This window comes from Enterobacter cloacae complex sp. FDA-CDC-AR_0132 (assembly GCF_003010695.1).
Taxonomy (GTDB): domain Bacteria; phylum Pseudomonadota; class Gammaproteobacteria; order Enterobacterales; family Enterobacteriaceae; genus Enterobacter; species Enterobacter ludwigii.
In genome coordinates this window covers 310,880-328,719 of sequence record NZ_CP027618.1, presented here as the reverse complement: position 1 = coordinate 328,719, position 17,840 = coordinate 310,880, and the positions used below count along the sequence as shown (strand labels likewise).

Sequence of the window (17,840 nt, the reverse complement as noted above, 5' to 3'; positions counted from 1 at the left end):
CTTTCTGAGACGGGTAACATGGCTGTTATAAATTGATAACAATTTTTATTCTGCAATGGTGAGAGTTTGGCAGCCTTCAAAGTTTATGTGGCTGCCTGCGGCGATACTAGGCGGCACACCAGGGTGTGCTTCAGGATCGCAAACGTCACCCTTTTGACCGATACGTGAAAGGAAAAATAAGATGGATGATCAGTTAAAACAGAGTGCTCTCGATTTCCATGAGTTCCCTGTCCCAGGTAAAATTCAGGTCTCCCCGACAAAACCGCTGGCGACTCAGCGCGATCTGGCGCTGGCCTACTCACCCGGAGTCGCGGCGCCGTGCCTCGAAATCGAAAAAGATCCGCTGGCAGCCTATAAATACACCGCGCGTGGCAACCTGGTCGCCGTGATCTCTAACGGGACGGCGGTGCTGGGATTAGGCAATATTGGTGCGCTGGCCGGTAAGCCCGTGATGGAAGGCAAGGGCGTTCTGTTCAAGAAATTTGCCGGTATTGACGTGTTCGATATCGAAGTGGATGAGCTCGATCCTGATAAATTCATCAACGTGGTTGCCGCGCTGGAACCGACCTTCGGTGGGATCAACCTCGAAGACATCAAAGCGCCGGAATGTTTCTATATCGAGCAGAAACTGCGCGAGCGTATGAACATTCCAGTGTTCCATGATGACCAGCACGGTACCGCGATTATCAGCACCGCGGCCATTCTGAACGGTCTGCGTGTGGTCGAGAAAAATCTCTCTGACGTCCGTATGGTGGTCTCCGGCGCAGGCGCAGCGGCAATCGCCTGTATGAACCTGCTGGTGGCGCTGGGCATGCAGAAGCACAACATTGTGGTCTGCGACTCCAAAGGCGTTATCTACAAGGACCGTGAGCCGAACATGGCGGAAACCAAAGCGGCCTACGCGGTAGAAGATGACGGTAAACGCACGCTGGAGGACGTGATTGACGGCGCGGATATCTTCCTTGGCTGTTCAGGCCCGAAAGTGCTGACCCAGGAGATGGTGAAGAAAATGGCGCGTGCGCCAATGATTCTGGCGCTGGCAAACCCGGAACCGGAAATTCTGCCGCCGCTGGCAAAAGCCGTGCGTGAAGATGCCATTATCTGTACCGGTCGTTCCGATTACCCGAACCAGGTGAACAACGTTCTCTGCTTCCCGTTCATCTTCCGCGGGGCGCTGGACGTAGGCGCGACGGCGATCAACGAAGAGATGAAGCTCGCGGCCGTTCATGCCATTGCGGAACTGGCGCACGCCGAGCAGAGCGAAGTGGTCGCCTCGGCGTATGGTGACCAGGATCTGAGCTTTGGCCCGGACTACATCATTCCAAAACCATTCGACCCGCGTCTGATTGTCAAAATCGCCCCGGCGGTTGCTAAGGCGGCAATGGACTCCGGCGTGGCGACGCGCCCCATCAAAGATTTCGATGCTTACGTCGATAAGCTCACCGAGTTTGTCTACAAAACCAACCTGTTTATGAAGCCCATTTTCTCCCAGGCGCGTGCCGACGCGAAACGCGTGGTGCTGGCGGAAGGGGAAGAGGCGCGCGTTCTGCATGCCACGCAGGAGCTGATCACCTTAGGTCTGGCGAAGCCAATCCTGATCGGTCGTCCGAGCGTTATCGAGATGCGTATTCAGAAGCTGGGGCTGCAGATCAAAGCGGGTGTGGATTTTGAGATCGTTAATAACGAATCCGATCCGCGCTTTAAAGAGTACTGGAACGAATACTACGCGATCATGAAACGTCGCGGGATCACCCAGGAGCAGGCGCAAAAGGCCGTGATCAGCAACACCACGGTGATCGGGGCGATCATGGTCCACCGCGGTGAAGCGGATGCGTTGATCTGCGGCACGATCGGTGATTACCACGAGCACTTCAGCGTGGTGCAGGAGATCTTCGGCTATCGCGAAGGGGTCCACACCGCCGGGGCGATGAACGCGCTGCTGCTGCCAAGCGGCAACACCTTTATTGCCGACACCTACGTTAACGACGATCCGAGCCCGGAAGAGCTGGCGGAGATCACCGTGATGGCGGCAGAAACCGTGCGTCGCTTTGGTATTGAACCGAAGGTAGCGCTGCTGTCGCACTCCAACTTCGGTTCGTCGAAATCAGCGGCGGCGTGCAAAATGCGCCAGACGCTGGAGCTGGTTCGCCAGCGTGCGCCGGAACTGATGATTGACGGCGAGATGCACGGTGATGCTGCGCTGGTGGAGAGCATTCGTAACGAACGCATGCCGGACAGCCTGCTGAAAGGTTCTGCAAACGTGCTGATTATGCCGAACGTGGAAGCGGCCCGCATCAGCTACAACCTGCTGCGTGTCTCCAGCTCTGAAGGGGTCACCGTAGGACCGGTACTGATGGGCGTGGCGAAGCCAGTGCACGTGTTGACGCCGATTGCTTCGGTGCGTCGTATCGTGAATATGGTGGCACTGGCGGTGGTTGAAGCGCAGACGCAGCCGCTGTAAGCGCTGCGCCTGCCGGTATTACACCCAGTCCCGAATCGTAATAAAGTCTTTCAGGGCAGCCTCCGGGCTGCCTTCTTTTGGTTCGTAGCTGTACTCCCAGCGAACCAGCGGCGGCATCGACATCAAAATGGACTCCGTGCGCCCGCCGGTCTGCAGGCCAAACAGCGTACCGCGATCCCATACCAGGTTGAACTCTACGTAGCGCCCGCGGCGGTAAAGCTGGAACTCGCGCTCGCGCACGCCGTAGTCGGTATCTTTACGCCGCGCCACGATCGGCAGATAGGCCCCGGTATACCCTTCACCTACCGCCCGCATAAAGCTGAATGCGGTATCAAAATCTGGCGTGTTGAGATCGTCAAAGAACAGCCCGCCAATGCCGCGCTGCTCATCACGGTGCTTCAGATAAAAATAGTCATCGCACCATTTTTTAAATTTCGGGTAGATGTCGTCCCCAAACGGCTGACAGAGATCGCGTGCGGTGGTGTGCCAGTGCACGGCATCTTCTTCAAACCCGTAGTAGGGCGTTAAGTCAAAACCGCCGCCAAACCACCAGACCGGATCGGCCCCGGGTTTTTCAGCAATGAAAAAGCGCACGTTGGCATGGCTGGTCGGCACATACGGGTTGTGCGGATGAACCACCAGCGATACGCCCATTGCTTCGAAGCTGCGGCCTGCCAGTTCTGGTCGATGAGCCGTGGCGGAAGCGGGCATCGCGTCTCCGTGGACGTGGGAAAAATTGACGCCAGCCTGCTCAAAGATGCCGCCGTTACGCAGCACGCGGCTGCGTCCGCCGCCACCGGCTTCGCGTTGCCAGCTATCTTCCTGAAATTCACCGCCATCTGCGGCGGCCAGTTTCTGGCAAATCTCATCCTGCAGCTGCAGCAGGAATGTTTTTACCAGCTGTGCATTGGGTTTCATCAACGTTTCCTGGAGTGCGCTTTCTGGTTATCGAACCAGTTGAAGTAACTGATTATGCCTGAGGCGATGGCGTTGGCGATCTTCTGGCGAAACGCGGTGGTGCCGAGCAGGCGTTCCTCCTCCGGGTTGGTGATGAACGACGTCTCCACCAGCACGGACGGAATTGACGGCGACTTAAGCACCACGAACGCCGCCTGTTCGGTGCTCCTGCTGTGCAGGCGATGCACCGGTTTAATCTTCTTCAGAATATGCGAGCCGAGCGTCAGGCTGTTTTTAATGGTGTCCGTCTGAACGAGGTCAAACAGCACCTGCTGTAACAGATGATCTTTGTCGGTGGCTTTTTTCCCCGCAACTTCATCCGCCCGGTTTTCACGATCGGAGAGATATTTCGCCATGGCGCTACTCGCCCCACGGTTGGAGAGGGCGAACACCGAAGCCCCCGCCGCCGACGGGTTGGTAAAACCGTCCGCGTGAATCGACATAAACAGATCGGCACCGTGCTGGTGGGCGATCTCTACGCGGTCGTACAGCGGAATAAACGTGTCGCCAGAACGCGTCAGGCGGGCGTCAATGCCATTGCTGCGTAAAATTGCGCGCACATTTTTTGCAATCGCTAACACGACATGCTTTTCTTTCGCACCGTTTTTACCAATAGCGCCGGTGTCAATTCCGCCGTGACCGGGGTCCAGCATGACCAGACGCTTCGCGCCCGGCTTTTTCGATTTCGGTTTACTGTGTCCGTTACTGGTTTTGAGCGTGCTCTCTTCTTTAGCCTGAGCCTGCTGTGCGATGCCCGTTAACGTTAAGGCCGCCAGCCCCGCTTTGAGAACCTGACGACGCGATGTGAGTGCTTTTAATGGTTTGAATGTGCTCATGCGGCCTGAATTGTAAAAATTGGGGTCCTGGTGTTATATCGTATCGTGATTAGCGTTACGACAGTCCTTATTGAGAATTGTTTTACTTTTCATTTCAATACGTGACAAAGTGACATTATGCCAAATTTTGGCGAGTTTTTCCCCGGTTATTGGCTAAACGCGATGTTCACGCCATAATCACTGTTTTTAAACCCGAAAAGGCGGTTAATACCATGGAGATACGCGTTTTTCGCCAGGAAGATTTCGAAGAGGTGATCACCCTTTGGGAGCGCTGCGATCTGCTGCGTCCGTGGAACGATCCAGAAATGGATATTGAACGTAAGCTGAATCACGACGTCAGTCTGTTTCTGGTGGCAGAAGTCAACGGCGAGGTGGTGGGAACAGTGATGGGCGGGTACGACGGCCATCGCGGCTCGGCCTATTATCTGGGCGTGCACCCGGAATTTCGTGCGCGCGGCATCGCCAATGCGCTGCTCAATCGACTGGAAAAGAAACTCATTGCCCGCGGCTGCCCGAAGATTCAGATCATGGTGCGGGAAGATAACGACGTGGTGCTGGGCATGTATGAACGCCTGGGTTATGAACACGCGGACGTACTGAGCTTAGGTAAGCGCCTGATAGAAGATGAAGAGTACTGAGATCCATCCGGCAGATTATGATGCGCAAGGGCGTGTCAGGCTGCCCTTTTTGTTCTGGTGCGTTTTGCTGCTGCAGGCCCGTACCTGGGTGCTGTTTGTGATGGCCGCCGCGTCGCGCGGGCAGGGCGATACCCTTCTGACGCTCTTTTATCCCGATCACGATGCCTTCTGGCTCGGCTTGCTGCCGGGCGTGCCGGCAGTGATGGCGTTTTTATGCAGCGGGCGACGGCATACGATCCCGCGCCGGTGGGGTGCGCTTCGCTGGCTGCTGATCCTCGCTCAGCTTGCGCTGCTCGTCTGGCAACCGGTGCTCTGGTGGAGCGGTGAACCGCTTACGGGGATCGGTATTGCGCTGCTCGTGGCGGATATCGTGGCGCTGCTGTGGCTGCTGACGAATCCCCGCCTTCGCGCCTGTTTTACGCATCAGGAAGATTAACCTGGCACTTTTTGCCGATACCGCACTCCAACAAGCGTTGATTTAACACGTAAGGACGTTTCAATGAAATCGCTGCGTTTACTTTTATGCGCTCTCCCGCTGGCGTTAACCGGCTGTTCAACGCTCTCATCAATTAACTGGTCTGCGGCCTATCCGTGGAACTGGTTTGGCTCTTCAACGGAAGTGACCGAGCAGGGCGTGGGGAAAATTACCGCCGCGACGGCACTGGATCAGGACACCCTTCAGGATGCTCTGGGTGGCGGTTATCGCCTGCGCAGCGGCATGAAAACAGAAAACGGCAATATCGTGCGTTATTTCGAAGCGCTGAAGGGTGACACGCTGGCGCTGGTGATTAACGGTGATAAAGGCACGGTAAACCGCATTGCTGTGATGGACGACGACATCCCAACCGAAAGCGGTGTGAAAGTGGGAACCCCGTTTAGCGAACTCTATAAACAGGCCTTCGGCAACTGCACCAGTGCCCCGTCTGACGACGGCGTGGCGGTGGAATGTAAAGCGCAGGGCAGCCAGCATATCAGCTATCTCTTCACCGGTACCTGGAGTGGTCCGGAAGGTTTAATGCCATCTGACGACACGCTGAAAAGCTGGAAAGTGAGCAAAATTATCTGGAAGCAGTAATTTGCGCCTGGACAAACCGTCTCGCTGAAATACGGGTATAATAGCCGCCATCAATGCCACGCTGACGTGGCATCTTTATTTCAGGAGGAGCGATGTCTCAGGTTCAGAGTGGCATTTTGCCAGAACATTGCCGCGCGGCGATTTGGATTGAAGCCAATGTTAAAGGGGATGTGGATGCCCTGCATGCGGCCAGTAAAGCGTTCGTTGATAAGCTGGCCACCTTCCAGGCCAAATTCCCGGACGCCCATCTGGGCGCGGTCGTTGCCTTTGGTCATAACGTCTGGCGTCAACTGAGCGGTGGCGAAGGCGCCGAAGAGCTGAAGGATTTTATCCCTTACGGTAAAGGCCTGGCACCCGCAACGCAGTTCGACGTGCTGATCCACATTCTCTCGCTGCGTCATGATGTGAACTTCTCCGTTGCCCAGGCGGCGGTTGCGGCTTTTGGTGACAGCATTGACGTTCAGGAAGAGACCCACGGTTTCCGTTGGGTGGAAGAACGCGACCTGAGCGGCTTCGTTGACGGAACTGAAAACCCGGCGGGTGAAGAGACGCGTCGTGAAGTGGCAGTGATCAAAGACGGCGTCGACGCGGGCGGCAGCTATGTGTTCGTCCAGCGCTGGGAGCACAACCTCAAGCAGCTGAACCGCATGAGCGTGCATGACCAGGAGATGATGATTGGCCGTACGAAAGAGGCCAACGAAGAGATCGACGGCGATGCCCGTCCTGTCACCTCTCACCTGAGCCGTGTTGACCTCAAGGAAGACGGAAAAGGTCTGAAGATTGTTCGCCAGAGCCTGCCATACGGCACAGCAAGCGGTACCCACGGTCTTTACTTCTGTGCGTACTGCGCGCGCCTGCATAACATCGAACAGCAGCTGCTGAGCATGTTTGGCGATACCGACGGCAAGCGTGACGCCATGCTGCGCTTCACCAAACCGGTGACCGGCGGCTACTACTTCGCCCCGTCCGTCGAGCGTCTGCTGGCGCTGTAAGTGCTTTCCACCCTCTCCTGCACGGAGAGGGCTGGGGTGCGGACCACGACGGGCTGCACCCTTATTCTCTTTTCTGCTTGTAAATCACCAAACGGTATATAAAACCGTTACTCCTTTCGTCCTCGTTATAAATATTATGACTATAAGATAGTCATCACATTTATAAGGGTGCGCAATGGCCGTTACTGTACTGAAAAAAGGATCGCTGGCACTGGCAGGTTTGCTGCTGGTGGCACAGGCGCAGGCTACTGAGCTGCTGAACAGTTCGTATGATGTTTCCCGCGAGCTGTTTGCCGCCCTTAACCCACCGTTTGAGCAGCAGTGGGCGAAAGACAACAACGGCGACAAGCTGACCATTAAACAGTCACACGCAGGGTCGTCCAAGCAGGCGCTGGCCATTCTCCAGGGGCTGAAAGCGGATGTGGTGACCTATAACCAGGTCACTGACGTGCAGATCCTGCACGACAAAGGCAAGCTGATCGCCGCTGACTGGCAGAGTCGTTTGCCGAACAACAGCTCACCGTTCTACTCCACCATGGGTTTCCTGGTGCGTAAGGGCAACCCGAAAAATATCCACGACTGGAATGACCTGGTGCGTTCCGACGTGAAGCTGATTTTCCCGAATCCAAAAACCTCCGGTAACGCGCGCTATACCTATCTGGCAGCGTGGGGCGCGGCGGACAAAGCTGACGGTAACGATAAAGCGAAAACCGAGCAGTTCATGACCCAGTTCCTGAAAAACGTCGAGGTGTTTGATACCGGCGGTCGCGGCGCGACCACGACCTTTGCAGAGCGCGGCCTGGGCGATGTGCTGATCAGCTTTGAGTCGGAAGTGAATAATATCCGCAAACAGTACGAGGCGCAGGGTTTCGAGGTCGTTATCCCGAAAACCAATATCCTCGCCGAGTTCCCGGTAGCGTGGGTAGATAAAAACGTGCAGTCCAACGGCACAGAGAAAGCGGCAAAAGCTTACCTCAACTACCTGTACAGCCCACAGGCGCAGACGATCATTACCGATTACTACTACCGCGTGAATAACCCGGATGTGATGAACAAACTGAAGGATAAATTCCCGCAGACCGAGCTGTTCCGCGTGGAAGACCATTTCGGCTCCTGGCCTGATGTCATGAAAACGCATTTTGCCAGCGGCGGTGAGTTAGACAAATTGCTGGCGGCGGGGCGTAAGTAATGTTTGCAGTCTCTACCAGACGCGTGCTGCCGGGCTTTACCTTAAGCCTCGGGACCAGCCTGCTGTTCGTCTGCCTGATCTTATTGTTACCGCTCAGCGCGCTGGTGATGCAGCTTGCGCAAATGAGCTGGGCGCAGTACTGGGAAGTGATAACCAACCCGCAGGTCGTCGCAGCCTATAAGGTGACGCTGCTGTCGGCGTTTGTGGCGTCCATTTTTAACGGGGCCTTTGGCCTGCTGATGGCGTGGATCTTAACCCGCTACCGTTTCCCGGGCCGTACGCTGCTCGACGCGTTAATGGACCTGCCGTTTGCGCTGCCGACGGCGGTGGCGGGGTTAACCCTCGCCTCGCTCTTTTCCGTGAACGGGTTTTACGGTGAGTGGCTGGCGAAGCTTGATATCAAAGTGACCTATACCTGGCTCGGTATCGCGGTCGCGATGGCGTTTACCAGCATTCCTTTTGTTGTACGCACCGTGCAGCCAGTGCTCGAAGAATTAGGCCCTGAATACGAAGAAGCGGCGGAAACGCTGGGTGCCACGCGCTGGCAGAGCTTCCGCAAGGTCGTCCTGCCTGAGCTTTCTCCGGCGCTGCTGGCCGGTATCGCGCTGTCGTTTACCCGTAGCCTCGGTGAGTTCGGCGCGGTTATTTTCATTGCCGGGAACATTGCGTGGAAAACCGAAGTCACCTCGCTGATGATTTTTATCCGCTTGCAGGAGTTTGATTACCCGGCGGCGAGCGCGATTGCCTCGGTCATTCTTGCCGCATCGCTGCTGCTGCTCTACTCAATTAACACTCTGCAAAGTCGCTTTGGTCGACGCGTGGTAGGTCACTGATGGCGGAAGTTACTCAATTGAAGCGATACGATGCTCCCCGTATCAACTGGGGAAAATGGTTTCTGATTGGTACGGGCGTGCTGGTGTCCGCCTTCATTCTCGTCGTGCCGACGATTTATATTTTTGTTCAGGCGTTCAGCAAGGGGTTGATGCCCGCGCTGGAAAACCTGGCGAACCCGGATATGCTGCACGCCATCTGGCTGACCGTCCTGATTGCGCTTATCACGGTGCCGGTCAACCTGGTGTTCGGTACGCTGCTGGCCTGGCTGGTAACGCGCTTTAACTTCCCGGGACGTCAGCTGCTGCTGACCCTGCTGGATATCCCGTTTGCCGTGTCGCCGGTAGTGGCCGGTCTGGTTTATCTGCTCTTCTACGGCTCTAACGGCCCGCTGGGCGGCTGGCTGGATGAGCATAACCTGCAGGTCATGTTTGCCTGGCCGGGCATGGTGCTGGTCACGGTGTTTGTAACCTGTCCGTTTGTGGTGCGCGAACTGGTCCCGGTGATGTTAAGCCAGGGCAGCAACGAAGATGAAGCGGCAATTCTGCTGGGCGCATCCGGCTGGCAGATGTTCCGCCGCGTGACGCTGCCGAATATTCGCTGGGCGCTGCTCTATGGCGTCGTGCTGACCAATGCCCGCGCCATTGGCGAGTTCGGTGCAGTTTCGGTCGTCTCGGGCTCCATTCGCGGCGAAACGCTGTCGTTACCGTTACAGATTGAATTACTGGAGCAGGACTACAACACCGTAGGTTCCTTTACTGCCGCAGCGTTACTGACGCTGATGGCGATTTTGACCCTGTTTTTGAAGAGTGTGGTGCAGTGGCGTTTAGAGAACCAGGAAAAACGTCAGCACCAGGAGGGAAATCATGAGCATTGAGATTGCCAATATTAAGAAGTCTTTTGGTCGCACCCAGGTGCTGAATGATATCTCGCTGGATATCCCTTCCGGACAAATGGTGGCACTGCTCGGGCCGTCTGGCTCGGGTAAAACCACGCTGCTGCGCATTATCGCCGGGCTTGAGCATCAGACCAGCGGACATATTCGTTTTCACGGTACCGACGTAAGCCGTTTGCACGCCCGCGACCGTAAAGTGGGCTTTGTGTTCCAGCATTACGCGCTGTTCCGCCATATGACCGTGTTCGATAACATCGCTTTCGGTCTGACCGTCCTGCCTCGCCGCGAGCGTCCGGATGCGGCCACCATCAAAGCGAAAGTGACCAAACTGCTGGAGATGGTACAGCTTGCGCATCTGGCTGACCGCTTCCCGGCGCAGCTTTCCGGCGGCCAGAAGCAGCGCGTCGCGCTGGCGCGGGCCCTGGCCGTTGAGCCGCAAATTCTGCTGCTGGATGAGCCGTTTGGCGCGCTGGATGCGCAGGTGCGTAAAGAGTTACGCCGCTGGCTGCGTCAGCTGCATGAAGAGCTGAAATTCACCAGCGTCTTCGTCACCCACGATCAGGAAGAGGCGATGGAAGTCGCAGACCGCGTGGTGGTGATGAGCCAGGGGAACATCGAGCAGGTTGATGAACCAGAGCAGCTCTGGCGTGAACCGGCGACCCGATTTGTCCTCGAGTTTATGGGCGAAGTTAACCGGCTGCAGGGCACCATCCGCGGTGGGCAATTCCACGTGGGCGCACACCGCTGGCCGCTGGGATACACCTCCGCACATCAGGGGCCGGTCGATCTGTTCCTGCGTCCCTGGGAAGTGGACGTGAGCCGCCGGACGAGTCTGGATTCACCGCTGCCGGTGCAGGTGCTGGAAGCTAGCCCTAAAGGGCACTACACCCAATTGGTGGTACAGCCGCTGGGCTGGTATACCGAGCCGCTGACGGTAGTGATGCGTGATGACGAGCCGCCGTACCGGGGCGAACGCCTGTTTGTTGGGCTGCAGCATGCCCGTATTTATCATGGCAATGAGCGCATAGAGACGCGCGAGGATATTGCTCTGGCGGAGTCAGCCTGATAGGTTAATGACACGTAGTTTGACCGGAGGCGCTGCGCTTAGCCGGTCTGGAATATGATCTCCGTATGCCCGGAGCGCTGCGCGCCACCGGGCTTTTTATTGGACAGCGATCTTGAACACATTAGAACACACCATCGGCAACACCCCTCTGGTCAAACTTCAGCGCATGGGGCCGGACAACGGCAGCGAAATCTGGGTCAAACTCGAAGGCAATAACCCTGCCGGTTCGGTGAAGGACCGGGCTGCGCTCTCCATGATTGTGCAGGCCGAAAAACGCGGTGAAATTCAGCCCGGCGACGTGCTGATTGAAGCCACCAGCGGTAACACCGGTATTGCGCTGGCGATGATTGCCGCGCTGAAAGGCTATCGCATGACGTTGCTGATGCCCGATAACATGAGCCAGGAGCGCCGTGCGGCGATGCGCGCCTATGGTGCCGAACTGATTCTGGTCTCTAAAGAAGAGGGGATGGAAGGGGCGCGCGACCTGGCGCTAGCCATGGCCGAACGCGGTGAAGGCAAACTGCTCGATCAGTTTAATAACCCGGATAACCCGTACGCTCACTACACCACTACCGGTCCGGAAATCTGGCAGCAGACCAACGGGCGCATCACTCACTTCGTCTCCAGCATGGGCACGACAGGGACCATTACCGGCGTATCCCGTTTTCTGCGCGAGCAGGAAAAGGCGGTAACGATTGTGGGTCTGCAGCCGGAAGAGGGGAGCAGCATACCGGGTATTCGCCGCTGGCCGGCGGAATACATGCCGGGCATTTATAACGCCCAGCTGGTGGATCAGGTGCTGGATATTCATCAACGCGAGGCGGAGAATACGATGCGTGAACTGGCCGTGCGTGAAGGTATCTTCTGCGGGGTCAGCTCGGGTGGCGCGGTAGCGGGAGCATTGCGTGTTGCGCAGGCACATCCCGGGGCTGTCGTGGTGGCGATTATCTGCGACCGCGGCGATCGCTATCTTTCTACCGGCGTCTTTGGTGAAGAGAGTTATACGCAGGGGGCGGGGATTTAAGCGTCATGGAGATGATTTTATTCCGGGATAACACCCGGGCGCAGCAAACCGATATTGTCGCGGTACAGTCGCAGGTGGTTTACGGCAGCGTGGGGAACAGCATTGCGGTGCCGAACATTCGTACCCACCGGCTAACCGTCACCGCCGTGCCGACCGTGCTGTTCAGCAACACGCCGCATTACGATACCTTTTACGGTGGCGTGATCCCCGATGAGTGGTTCAGCGGGTATCTTAAGGCGCTGGAAGAGCGCGAGATCCTGCGCGAGCTTAAAGCCGTTACCACGGGCTACATGGGCAGCGCCAGCCAGATAAAATGCCTGGCGCAGTGGCTCACCGCGATCAAAGCGCAGCATCCTGACCTGCTGGTGTTGGTTGACCCCGTTATTGGCGATATTGACAGTGGGATGTATGTGAAACCTGATATCCCTGAGGCGTATCGGGAGTACCTGCTGCCACTGGCGCAGGGGATCACGCCTAACGTCTTTGAGCTGGAAGTGTTAAGCGGTAAACCGTGTCGTACGCCTGAAAGTGCCATAGCGGCAGCGCAGGGGTTACTTTCCGACACGCTGAAATGGGTGGCCATCACCAGTGCGCCGGTGGCGGACGATCCGGAGATTATTCACGTAGTGCTGGTTACCCGAGACGGTGTGACCGTCAGTGCGCATCCGCGTGTTGAAACGGACCTGAAAGGCACGGGCGACCTCTTCTGTTCAGAGCTGGTGAGCGGGATCGTTGAGGGCAAAACCGTTGCCGATGCGATTCGCATGGCCGGAGACCGCGTCACAGATGTGATGATTTATACGCAGTCGAAAGGCTACGACGAGCTTATCCTGCCCGCATAAACAAAAATGGCGCCCGAAGGCGCCATTTTTCTGTGCGGCAAGAATTACTTCTTGATGCGGATAACCGGGGTTTCACCCACGGTGACGCTGCCAGACAGTTTGATCAGTTCTTTGATTTCGTCCATGTTGGAGATAACAACCGGCGTCAGGGTAGACTTGGCTTTTTCTTCCAGCAGTGGCAGATCGAATTCAATGACCGGGTCGCCAACTTTAACACGCTGGCCTTCTTCCGCGATACGTTTGAAGCCTTCGCCTTTCAGTTCAACGGTGTCGATACCGAAGTGAACGAACAGTTCGATACCGCTATCAGATTCGATAGAGAACGCATGGTTGGTTTCAAAAATTTTACCGATGGTGCCGTCAACTGGAGCAACCATTTTGTTGCCAGTTGGTTTGATAGCAATGCCATCACCAACGATTTTCTCAGCAAACACTACATCCGGCACGTCTTCGATGTTGACGATCTCGCCGGAGAGCGGAGCAACAATCTCAATAGTTCCGGAGTCTTTCTTATCATCAGAAACCAGAGATTTCAGTTTATCGAACAAACCCATGATCTTCTCCTAAGCAGTAATTTGGGCCGCATCTCGTGGATTAGCAGATTGTTTTTTCTTCAATGAACTTGTTAACCAGCGTCATTAACTCGTCCGTTGTCGGTTGAGCAAGAGCCTGCTCTGCTAACACCTTCGCATCTTCGAAGTTCGTGTTACGGATAATCTTCTTAATGCGCGGGATGGAAATGGCGCTCATAGAGAATTCGTCCAGACCCATACCCAGCAACAGAAGTGTAGCACGTTCGTCGCCTGCAAGCTCACCACACATGCCAGTCCATTTACCTTCTGCATGAGAAGCATCAATAACTTGCTTGATCAAGTTCAGTACGGACGGTGACATTGGCTGGTAGAGATGTGAAATCATATCATTACCACGGTCAACTGCCAGGGTGTACTGCGTTAAATCATTGGTACCGATACTAAAGAAATCAACTTCTTTGGCTAAATGACGCGCAATGGTCGCCGCCGCAGGTGTTTCCACCATCACGCCGATCTCAATTGACTCGTCAAATGCTTTACCTTCGTCGCGCAGTTCCTGTTTGTAGATTTCGATCTCTTTCTTCAGTGCACGCACTTCTTCAACAGAGATGATCATCGGGAACATGATGCGCAGTTTACCGAAAGCAGACGCACGCAGGATAGCGCGAACCTGATCGCGCAGGATCTCTTTACGATCCATCGCGATACGAATCGCACGCCAGCCCAGGAACGGGTTCTCTTCTTTCGGGAAGTTCATGTACGGCAGCTCTTTGTCGCCACCGATATCCATGGTACGGACGATAACCGCCTGAGAGCCACACGCTTCAGCCACAGCTTTGTACGCAGCAAACTGTTCTTCTTCAGTTGGCAGCGCGTCACGGTCCATGAACAGGAATTCAGTACGATAGAGACCCACACCTTCCGCGCCGTTGCGCTCAGCGCCATCGACGTCACGTACGGTACCGATGTTTGCGCACACTTCAACCTGATGACCGTCCAGAGTGATGGCTGGCAGGTCTTTCAGCTTAGCGAGTTCCGCTTTTTCAGTCGCAACCTGCTCCTGAACCGCGCGCAGTTTTTCGATCTCTTCGTTAGTTGGGTTGACGTAAACCACGTTGTTTACGGCATCCAGAATCAGATAATCGTCGTTTTTAACCTGAGAGGTGACGCTACCGGTACCCACAATGGCAGGCAGTTCCAGAGAACGCGCCATGATAGAGGTGTGGGAGGTACGGCCGCCCGCGTCAGTGATGAAACCGAGGACCTTTTTCAGGTTCAACTGTGCGGTTTCAGACGGGGTCAGATCGGCGGCAACCAGGATGACTTCATCCTGAATAGCGCTCAGGTCGATAATGGCCAGACCCAGGATGTTGCGCAGCAGGCGCTTACCGATGTCACGTACGTCAGCCGCACGCTCTTTCAGGTATTCATCATCCAGTTCTTCCAGGGCAGTTGCCTGACCTTCGATAACTTCATGCGCAGCAGCGTCTGCCGTCATGCTTTTATCTTTAATCAGGGCTATGATTTCCTGCTCCAGCTCCTCATCTTCGAGCAGCATGATGTGCCCTTCGAAGATGGCTTCTTTTTCTTCACCGAAAGTTTCGCCAGCTTTAGTCTTGATTGCTTCCAGTTGCGCAGATGCCTTGGCACGACCGCTCAGAAAACGTTCAACTTCCTGATCAACCTTGTCGGCAGAAATTTTTTTCCGGTCGATGACGATCTCGTCTTCTTTCAGCAGCAGTGCTTTGCCGAAAGCGATACCCGGGGATGCTAAAATGCCTGAAATCATAACCCTACCTTACTTGTGACTGATATTTAAAAGAACCCGGAAACTTACTCGAGCTCAGCCATCAGTTTTACCAGATGCTCAACTGCTTTCTGCTCGTCTTCACCTTCAGCAGAGATGGTGACAACGGTACCCTGAGTCAGACCCAGAGTCTGCAGTTTGAACAGGCTTTTTGCGCTGGCGCTTTTGCCGTTGGAAGTCACAGTGATTTCAGAAGTGAAGCCTTTCGCTTCTTTAACAAACTGAGCAGCAGGGCGGGTGTGCAGACCGTTCGGAGCGGTAATGGTAACTTCTTGCTGGAACATTGTATTTCCCCAACTTATAGGTTTAGTGTTGTGGAACTAAAGTCTAGCCTGGCGACTTAACTTTAGCCTGTATTGTTAGCGCTGACGTTTCGATCGTCATTAAACATTATGCAGCGAAAGCAAGACTTGAACCAAATCATAAAATCGATTCAGCAAGGCTATTTCGTTCACTGATTAATTTCACGCATCAAAATAATTGCTGGTTTAAATACCAGACCCAACGGGGTGAATCAATGCCAGGAGGGGTAAAACTTTGAAGCAGGCCACAAAAAAGCACCCAAAAAGGTGCTTTTTTACGCGTTATTAACATGCTGGCATTACTGTTGCAGTTCTTTTTCAGTGAACAGATCGGCAAACAGTGCGGTGCTCAAGTAACGCTCACCCGATGAAGGCAGGATAACCACAATATTCTTGTTGGTAAAGGCCTCATCTTCCTGAAGTTTGAGCGCTGCCGCAACAGCAGCACCGGAAGAGATGCCCGCCAGAATACCTTCCTCGTCCATCAGACGACGTGCGGTAGAGATAGCTTCTTCGTTGGTGATGGTCACCACTTTATCAATAAGCTTCAGATCCAGGTTGCCCGGAATGAAGCCGGCACCGATACCCTGAATTTTATGTGGGCCGGGTTTGATCTCTTCGCCCGCCAGCGCCTGGGTGATCACCGGTGAGTCGGTTGGTTCCACGGCAACGGTAATCAGGTCTTTTTTACCTTTTGTGCCTTTTATATAGCGCGACACGCCAGTCAGGGTTCCGCCGGTGCCTACACCGGAGATAAATACATCAACCTGACCGTCGGTATCTTCCCAAATCTCCGGGCCGGTGGTCTTTTCGTGAATTTCCGGGTTCGCTGGGTTGCTGAACTGCTGCAGCAGCAGATATTTCGCCGGATCGCTGGCAACAATCTCTTCTGCTTTCTGAATCGCACCCTTCATGCCTTTGGCACCTTCGGTCAGCACCAGGTTCGCGCCCAGCGCTTTCAGCAGTTTGCGACGTTCGATGCTCATGGTTTCAGGCATGGTCAGCGTCAGTTTATAACCGCGCGCCGCCGCAACATAGGCCAGTGCGATACCGGTGTTACCGCTGGTCGGTTCAACCAGCTCAACGCCTGGCTTCAGCACGCCACGTTTTTCAGCATCCCAAATCATATTTGCACCGATACGGCACTTCACGCTGAAGCTCGGGTTACGTGATTCGACCTTCGCCAGAATGCGTCCATTACCGATACGGTTCAGTCGAACCAGGGGCGTATGACCGATAGTCAGCGAGTTGTCTTCATAAATCTTACTCATGGCCTGTCCTTAACTGTATGAAATTGGGATACCGTCCCAGCATACCTGTTGAACAGGTAGGGGGAAGTAAGGAATTCGCATATCTATATACTGCAAGGAAATAATGGGGATCAGTATGGAATAAGGGGCGGCATAAGCCACCCCCTTTTTACACATTTTTGCATTACTTCCATAACGCGTGCTTAGCACGGTAGCAGTCAACCCACATCGCCGTTGCGCCGCAAACGGCGACCGGCATGATGAACAGGTTGAGCACCGGGATCATGGTGAACAGACTGGTCAGCGCCCCGAACTGCATATTCGCGACTTTTTGCGTACGCAGGGCGCTGCGCATCGTTTTGAACGGCACCTTGTGGTTATCGAACGGATAATCGCAGTACTGGATTGCCAGCATCCAGGCGCTGAACAGGAACCACAGCACCGGGGCCACCGTCTGACCGACGCCAGGGACAAAATAAAGGATAAGCAGCACAATGGCGCGGGGAAGATACCAGGCAAACTTCTGCCATTCGCGCTTCATGATGCGTGGGATATCTTTCATGATCCCCAGCATGCCCGTATCCGGCGGCGTTGCACCGGTAAGACGTGCTTCCAGCTGTTCTGCCAGCAGGCCGTTAAACGGCGCAGCTATCCAGTTTGCAATCGTCGAGAAGAAGTAGCCGAACACCAGCAGCACGGAGATGACCGCAACCGGCCAGAGCAGGTAGTTCAGCCACTGCAGCCAGTCCGGCACATGGCTCATCAGCGAAGGGATCCAGCTCTCCAGTCTGGTGAACAGCCACCAGAACGCGCCGCCCATCAGGATAATGTTAATCAGCAACGGCAGAATGACGTAGCGACGAATCCCCGGCAGTGAGACCAGTTTCCAGCCCTGAGAAAAATACCAGACGCCGCTGCGCGGGGGAGAAGATGATGTTGAAACCATAACCAGGCTGTACTCCTTTTTTCACAACCAGTGGAATTGCCCGCCTATATTATCCACTTACGGACCAATGACCAGTTCGGAAATGTTCGAAAAAACAGCAAAAAGCACGATTTAGTTCATCTTTATGCTGTGAATGCTCTGCACACACTTGCACTTGACGTAAACGGCAAATACTCTTAGTGAGTAAATGTTTGCC

18 protein-coding genes are annotated in these 17,840 nt (G+C 55.0%); 11 read left to right on the top strand and 7 right to left on the bottom strand.

Translation table 11 applies throughout. The annotated features are described in order from the left end of the window. Nucleotides 1–181: 181 nt before the first annotated feature. Nucleotides 182–2,461: an NADP-dependent oxaloacetate-decarboxylating malate dehydrogenase gene (maeB, locus tag AM379_RS01565; protein ID WP_106503387.1), complete on the top strand. Its 2,280-nt coding sequence runs from the start codon at nt 182–184 to the stop codon at nt 2,459–2,461. Between the two features lie 18 nt (nt 2,462–2,479). Here the strand turns inward: maeB and hemF are convergent, their stop codons facing one another. Together hemF and amiA are read right to left on the bottom strand one after the other, a co-directional pair. Then, nucleotides 2,480–3,379, bottom strand: a complete 900-nt coding sequence (hemF, locus tag AM379_RS01560; protein ID WP_025203494.1) for an oxygen-dependent coproporphyrinogen oxidase — start codon at nt 3,377–3,379, stop codon at nt 2,480–2,482. Beyond that, nucleotides 3,379–4,254 (bottom strand): N-acetylmuramoyl-L-alanine amidase AmiA, encoded by an 876-nt coding sequence (amiA, locus tag AM379_RS01555; protein WP_014171098.1) that lies wholly within the window; start codon nt 4,252–4,254, stop codon nt 3,379–3,381. Before amiA ends, hemF begins: the two co-directional genes overlap by 1 nt. Before the next feature lie 212 nt (nt 4,255–4,466). On the opposite strand from amiA, the gene AM379_RS01550 reads away from it, so the two are divergent. The 10 genes from AM379_RS01550 (at nt 4,467) to pdxK (ending at nt 12,806) form a co-directional block, all read left to right on the top strand. After that, nucleotides 4,467–4,892: a GNAT family acetyltransferase gene (locus AM379_RS01550; protein ID WP_020883079.1), complete on the top strand. Its 426-nt coding sequence runs from the start codon at nt 4,467–4,469 to the stop codon at nt 4,890–4,892. Beyond that, nucleotides 4,879–5,328 (top strand): DUF2919 domain-containing protein, encoded by a 450-nt coding sequence (locus AM379_RS01545; RefSeq protein WP_047743031.1) that lies wholly within the window; start codon nt 4,879–4,881, stop codon nt 5,326–5,328. Before AM379_RS01550 ends, AM379_RS01545 begins: the two co-directional genes overlap by 14 nt. Nucleotides 5,329–5,391: 63 nt before the next feature. Continuing rightward, a complete protein-coding gene (locus AM379_RS01540; RefSeq protein WP_044866813.1) occupies nt 5,392–5,967 on the top strand; it encodes an RpoE-regulated lipoprotein in 576 nt (191 codons plus the stop codon). A 92-nt stretch (nt 5,968–6,059) separates the two neighbouring features. After that, complete coding sequence (locus AM379_RS01535) at nt 6,060–6,959, top strand: Dyp-type peroxidase (RefSeq protein ID WP_106503386.1); 900 nt, start codon at nt 6,060–6,062, stop codon at nt 6,957–6,959. Nucleotides 6,960–7,134: 175 nt separating this feature from the next. Then, entirely contained in the window at nt 7,135–8,148 is a 1,014-nt protein-coding gene (gene cysP / locus AM379_RS01530) for a thiosulfate/sulfate ABC transporter substrate-binding protein CysP (RefSeq protein WP_014171093.1), read from the top strand. After that, nucleotides 8,148–8,981: a sulfate/thiosulfate ABC transporter permease CysT gene (cysT, locus tag AM379_RS01525; RefSeq protein WP_020883084.1), complete on the top strand. Its 834-nt coding sequence runs from the start codon at nt 8,148–8,150 to the stop codon at nt 8,979–8,981. The genes cysP and cysT overlap by 1 nt, the downstream gene beginning before the upstream one ends. After that, nucleotides 8,981–9,856, top strand: a complete 876-nt coding sequence (gene cysW / locus AM379_RS01520; protein WP_020883085.1) for a sulfate/thiosulfate ABC transporter permease CysW — start codon at nt 8,981–8,983, stop codon at nt 9,854–9,856. The genes cysT and cysW overlap by 1 nt, the downstream gene beginning before the upstream one ends. Further along, nucleotides 9,846–10,940, top strand: coding sequence for a sulfate/thiosulfate ABC transporter ATP-binding protein CysA (cysA, locus tag AM379_RS01515; RefSeq protein ID WP_014171090.1), 1,095 nt, complete (start codon nt 9,846–9,848; stop codon nt 10,938–10,940). The genes cysW and cysA overlap by 11 nt, the downstream gene beginning before the upstream one ends. A gap of 112 nt (nt 10,941–11,052) precedes the next feature. Beyond that, nucleotides 11,053–11,964 (top strand): cysteine synthase CysM, encoded by a 912-nt coding sequence (gene cysM, locus AM379_RS01510; protein ID WP_014171089.1) that lies wholly within the window; start codon nt 11,053–11,055, stop codon nt 11,962–11,964. A 5-nt stretch (nt 11,965–11,969) separates the two neighbouring features. Continuing rightward, nucleotides 11,970–12,806 (top strand): pyridoxine/pyridoxal/pyridoxamine kinase, encoded by an 837-nt coding sequence (pdxK, locus tag AM379_RS01505; protein WP_106503385.1) that lies wholly within the window; start codon nt 11,970–11,972, stop codon nt 12,804–12,806. A 44-nt stretch (nt 12,807–12,850) separates the two neighbouring features. Here the strand turns inward: pdxK and crr are convergent, their stop codons facing one another. The 5 genes from crr to cysZ form a co-directional block, all read right to left on the bottom strand. Then, complete coding sequence (gene crr, locus AM379_RS01500; RefSeq protein WP_003861316.1) at nt 12,851–13,360, bottom strand: PTS glucose transporter subunit IIA; 510 nt, start codon at nt 13,358–13,360, stop codon at nt 12,851–12,853. 40 nt (nt 13,361–13,400) lie between these two features. Continuing rightward, a complete protein-coding gene (gene ptsI / locus AM379_RS01495; protein WP_014171087.1) occupies nt 13,401–15,128 on the bottom strand; it encodes a phosphoenolpyruvate-protein phosphotransferase PtsI in 1,728 nt (575 codons plus the stop codon). Nucleotides 15,129–15,172: 44 nt separating this feature from the next. Then, entirely contained in the window at nt 15,173–15,430 is a 258-nt protein-coding gene (gene ptsH, locus AM379_RS01490) for a phosphocarrier protein Hpr (RefSeq protein WP_000487600.1), read from the bottom strand. Between the two features lie 317 nt (nt 15,431–15,747). Continuing rightward, nucleotides 15,748–16,719 (bottom strand): cysteine synthase A, encoded by a 972-nt coding sequence (cysK, locus tag AM379_RS01475; protein WP_020883087.1) that lies wholly within the window; start codon nt 16,717–16,719, stop codon nt 15,748–15,750. A 163-nt stretch (nt 16,720–16,882) separates the two neighbouring features. Beyond that, nucleotides 16,883–17,644 (bottom strand): sulfate transporter CysZ, encoded by a 762-nt coding sequence (gene cysZ, locus AM379_RS01470; protein WP_014171085.1) that lies wholly within the window; start codon nt 17,642–17,644, stop codon nt 16,883–16,885. Between the last annotated feature and the right edge of the window lie 196 nt (nt 17,645–17,840).

Excerpts from the sequence above, each read along its gene's own strand:
- amiA (WP_014171098.1), bottom strand. The coding sequence starts at position 4,254 with ATGAGCACATTCAAACCATTAAAAGCACTCACATCGCGTCGTCAGGTT.
- cysK (WP_020883087.1), bottom strand. The coding sequence starts at position 16,719 with ATGAGTAAGATTTATGAAGACAACTCGCTGACTATCGGTCATACGCCC.
- cysW (WP_020883085.1), top strand. The coding sequence starts at position 8,981 with ATGGCGGAAGTTACTCAATTGAAGCGATACGATGCTCCCCGTATCAAC.
- AM379_RS01540 (WP_044866813.1), top strand. The coding sequence starts at position 5,392 with ATGAAATCGCTGCGTTTACTTTTATGCGCTCTCCCGCTGGCGTTAACC.
- crr (WP_003861316.1), bottom strand. The coding sequence starts at position 13,360 with ATGGGTTTGTTCGATAAACTGAAATCTCTGGTTTCTGATGATAAGAAA.
- AM379_RS01545 (WP_047743031.1), top strand. The coding sequence starts at position 4,879 with ATGAAGAGTACTGAGATCCATCCGGCAGATTATGATGCGCAAGGGCGT.
- cysP (WP_014171093.1), top strand. The coding sequence starts at position 7,135 with ATGGCCGTTACTGTACTGAAAAAAGGATCGCTGGCACTGGCAGGTTTG.
- AM379_RS01550 (WP_020883079.1), top strand. The coding sequence starts at position 4,467 with ATGGAGATACGCGTTTTTCGCCAGGAAGATTTCGAAGAGGTGATCACC.
- pdxK (WP_106503385.1), top strand. The coding sequence starts at position 11,970 with ATGGAGATGATTTTATTCCGGGATAACACCCGGGCGCAGCAAACCGAT.
- ptsI (WP_014171087.1), bottom strand. The coding sequence starts at position 15,128 with ATGATTTCAGGCATTTTAGCATCCCCGGGTATCGCTTTCGGCAAAGCA.
- cysZ (WP_014171085.1), bottom strand. The coding sequence starts at position 17,644 with ATGGTTTCAACATCATCTTCTCCCCCGCGCAGCGGCGTCTGGTATTTT.
- cysT (WP_020883084.1), top strand. The coding sequence starts at position 8,148 with ATGTTTGCAGTCTCTACCAGACGCGTGCTGCCGGGCTTTACCTTAAGC.
- ptsH (WP_000487600.1), bottom strand. The coding sequence starts at position 15,430 with ATGTTCCAGCAAGAAGTTACCATTACCGCTCCGAACGGTCTGCACACC.
- cysA (WP_014171090.1), top strand. The coding sequence starts at position 9,846 with ATGAGCATTGAGATTGCCAATATTAAGAAGTCTTTTGGTCGCACCCAG.
- AM379_RS01535 (WP_106503386.1), top strand. The coding sequence starts at position 6,060 with ATGTCTCAGGTTCAGAGTGGCATTTTGCCAGAACATTGCCGCGCGGCG.
- maeB (WP_106503387.1), top strand. The coding sequence starts at position 182 with ATGGATGATCAGTTAAAACAGAGTGCTCTCGATTTCCATGAGTTCCCT.
- hemF (WP_025203494.1), bottom strand. The coding sequence starts at position 3,379 with ATGAAACCCAATGCACAGCTGGTAAAAACATTCCTGCTGCAGCTGCAG.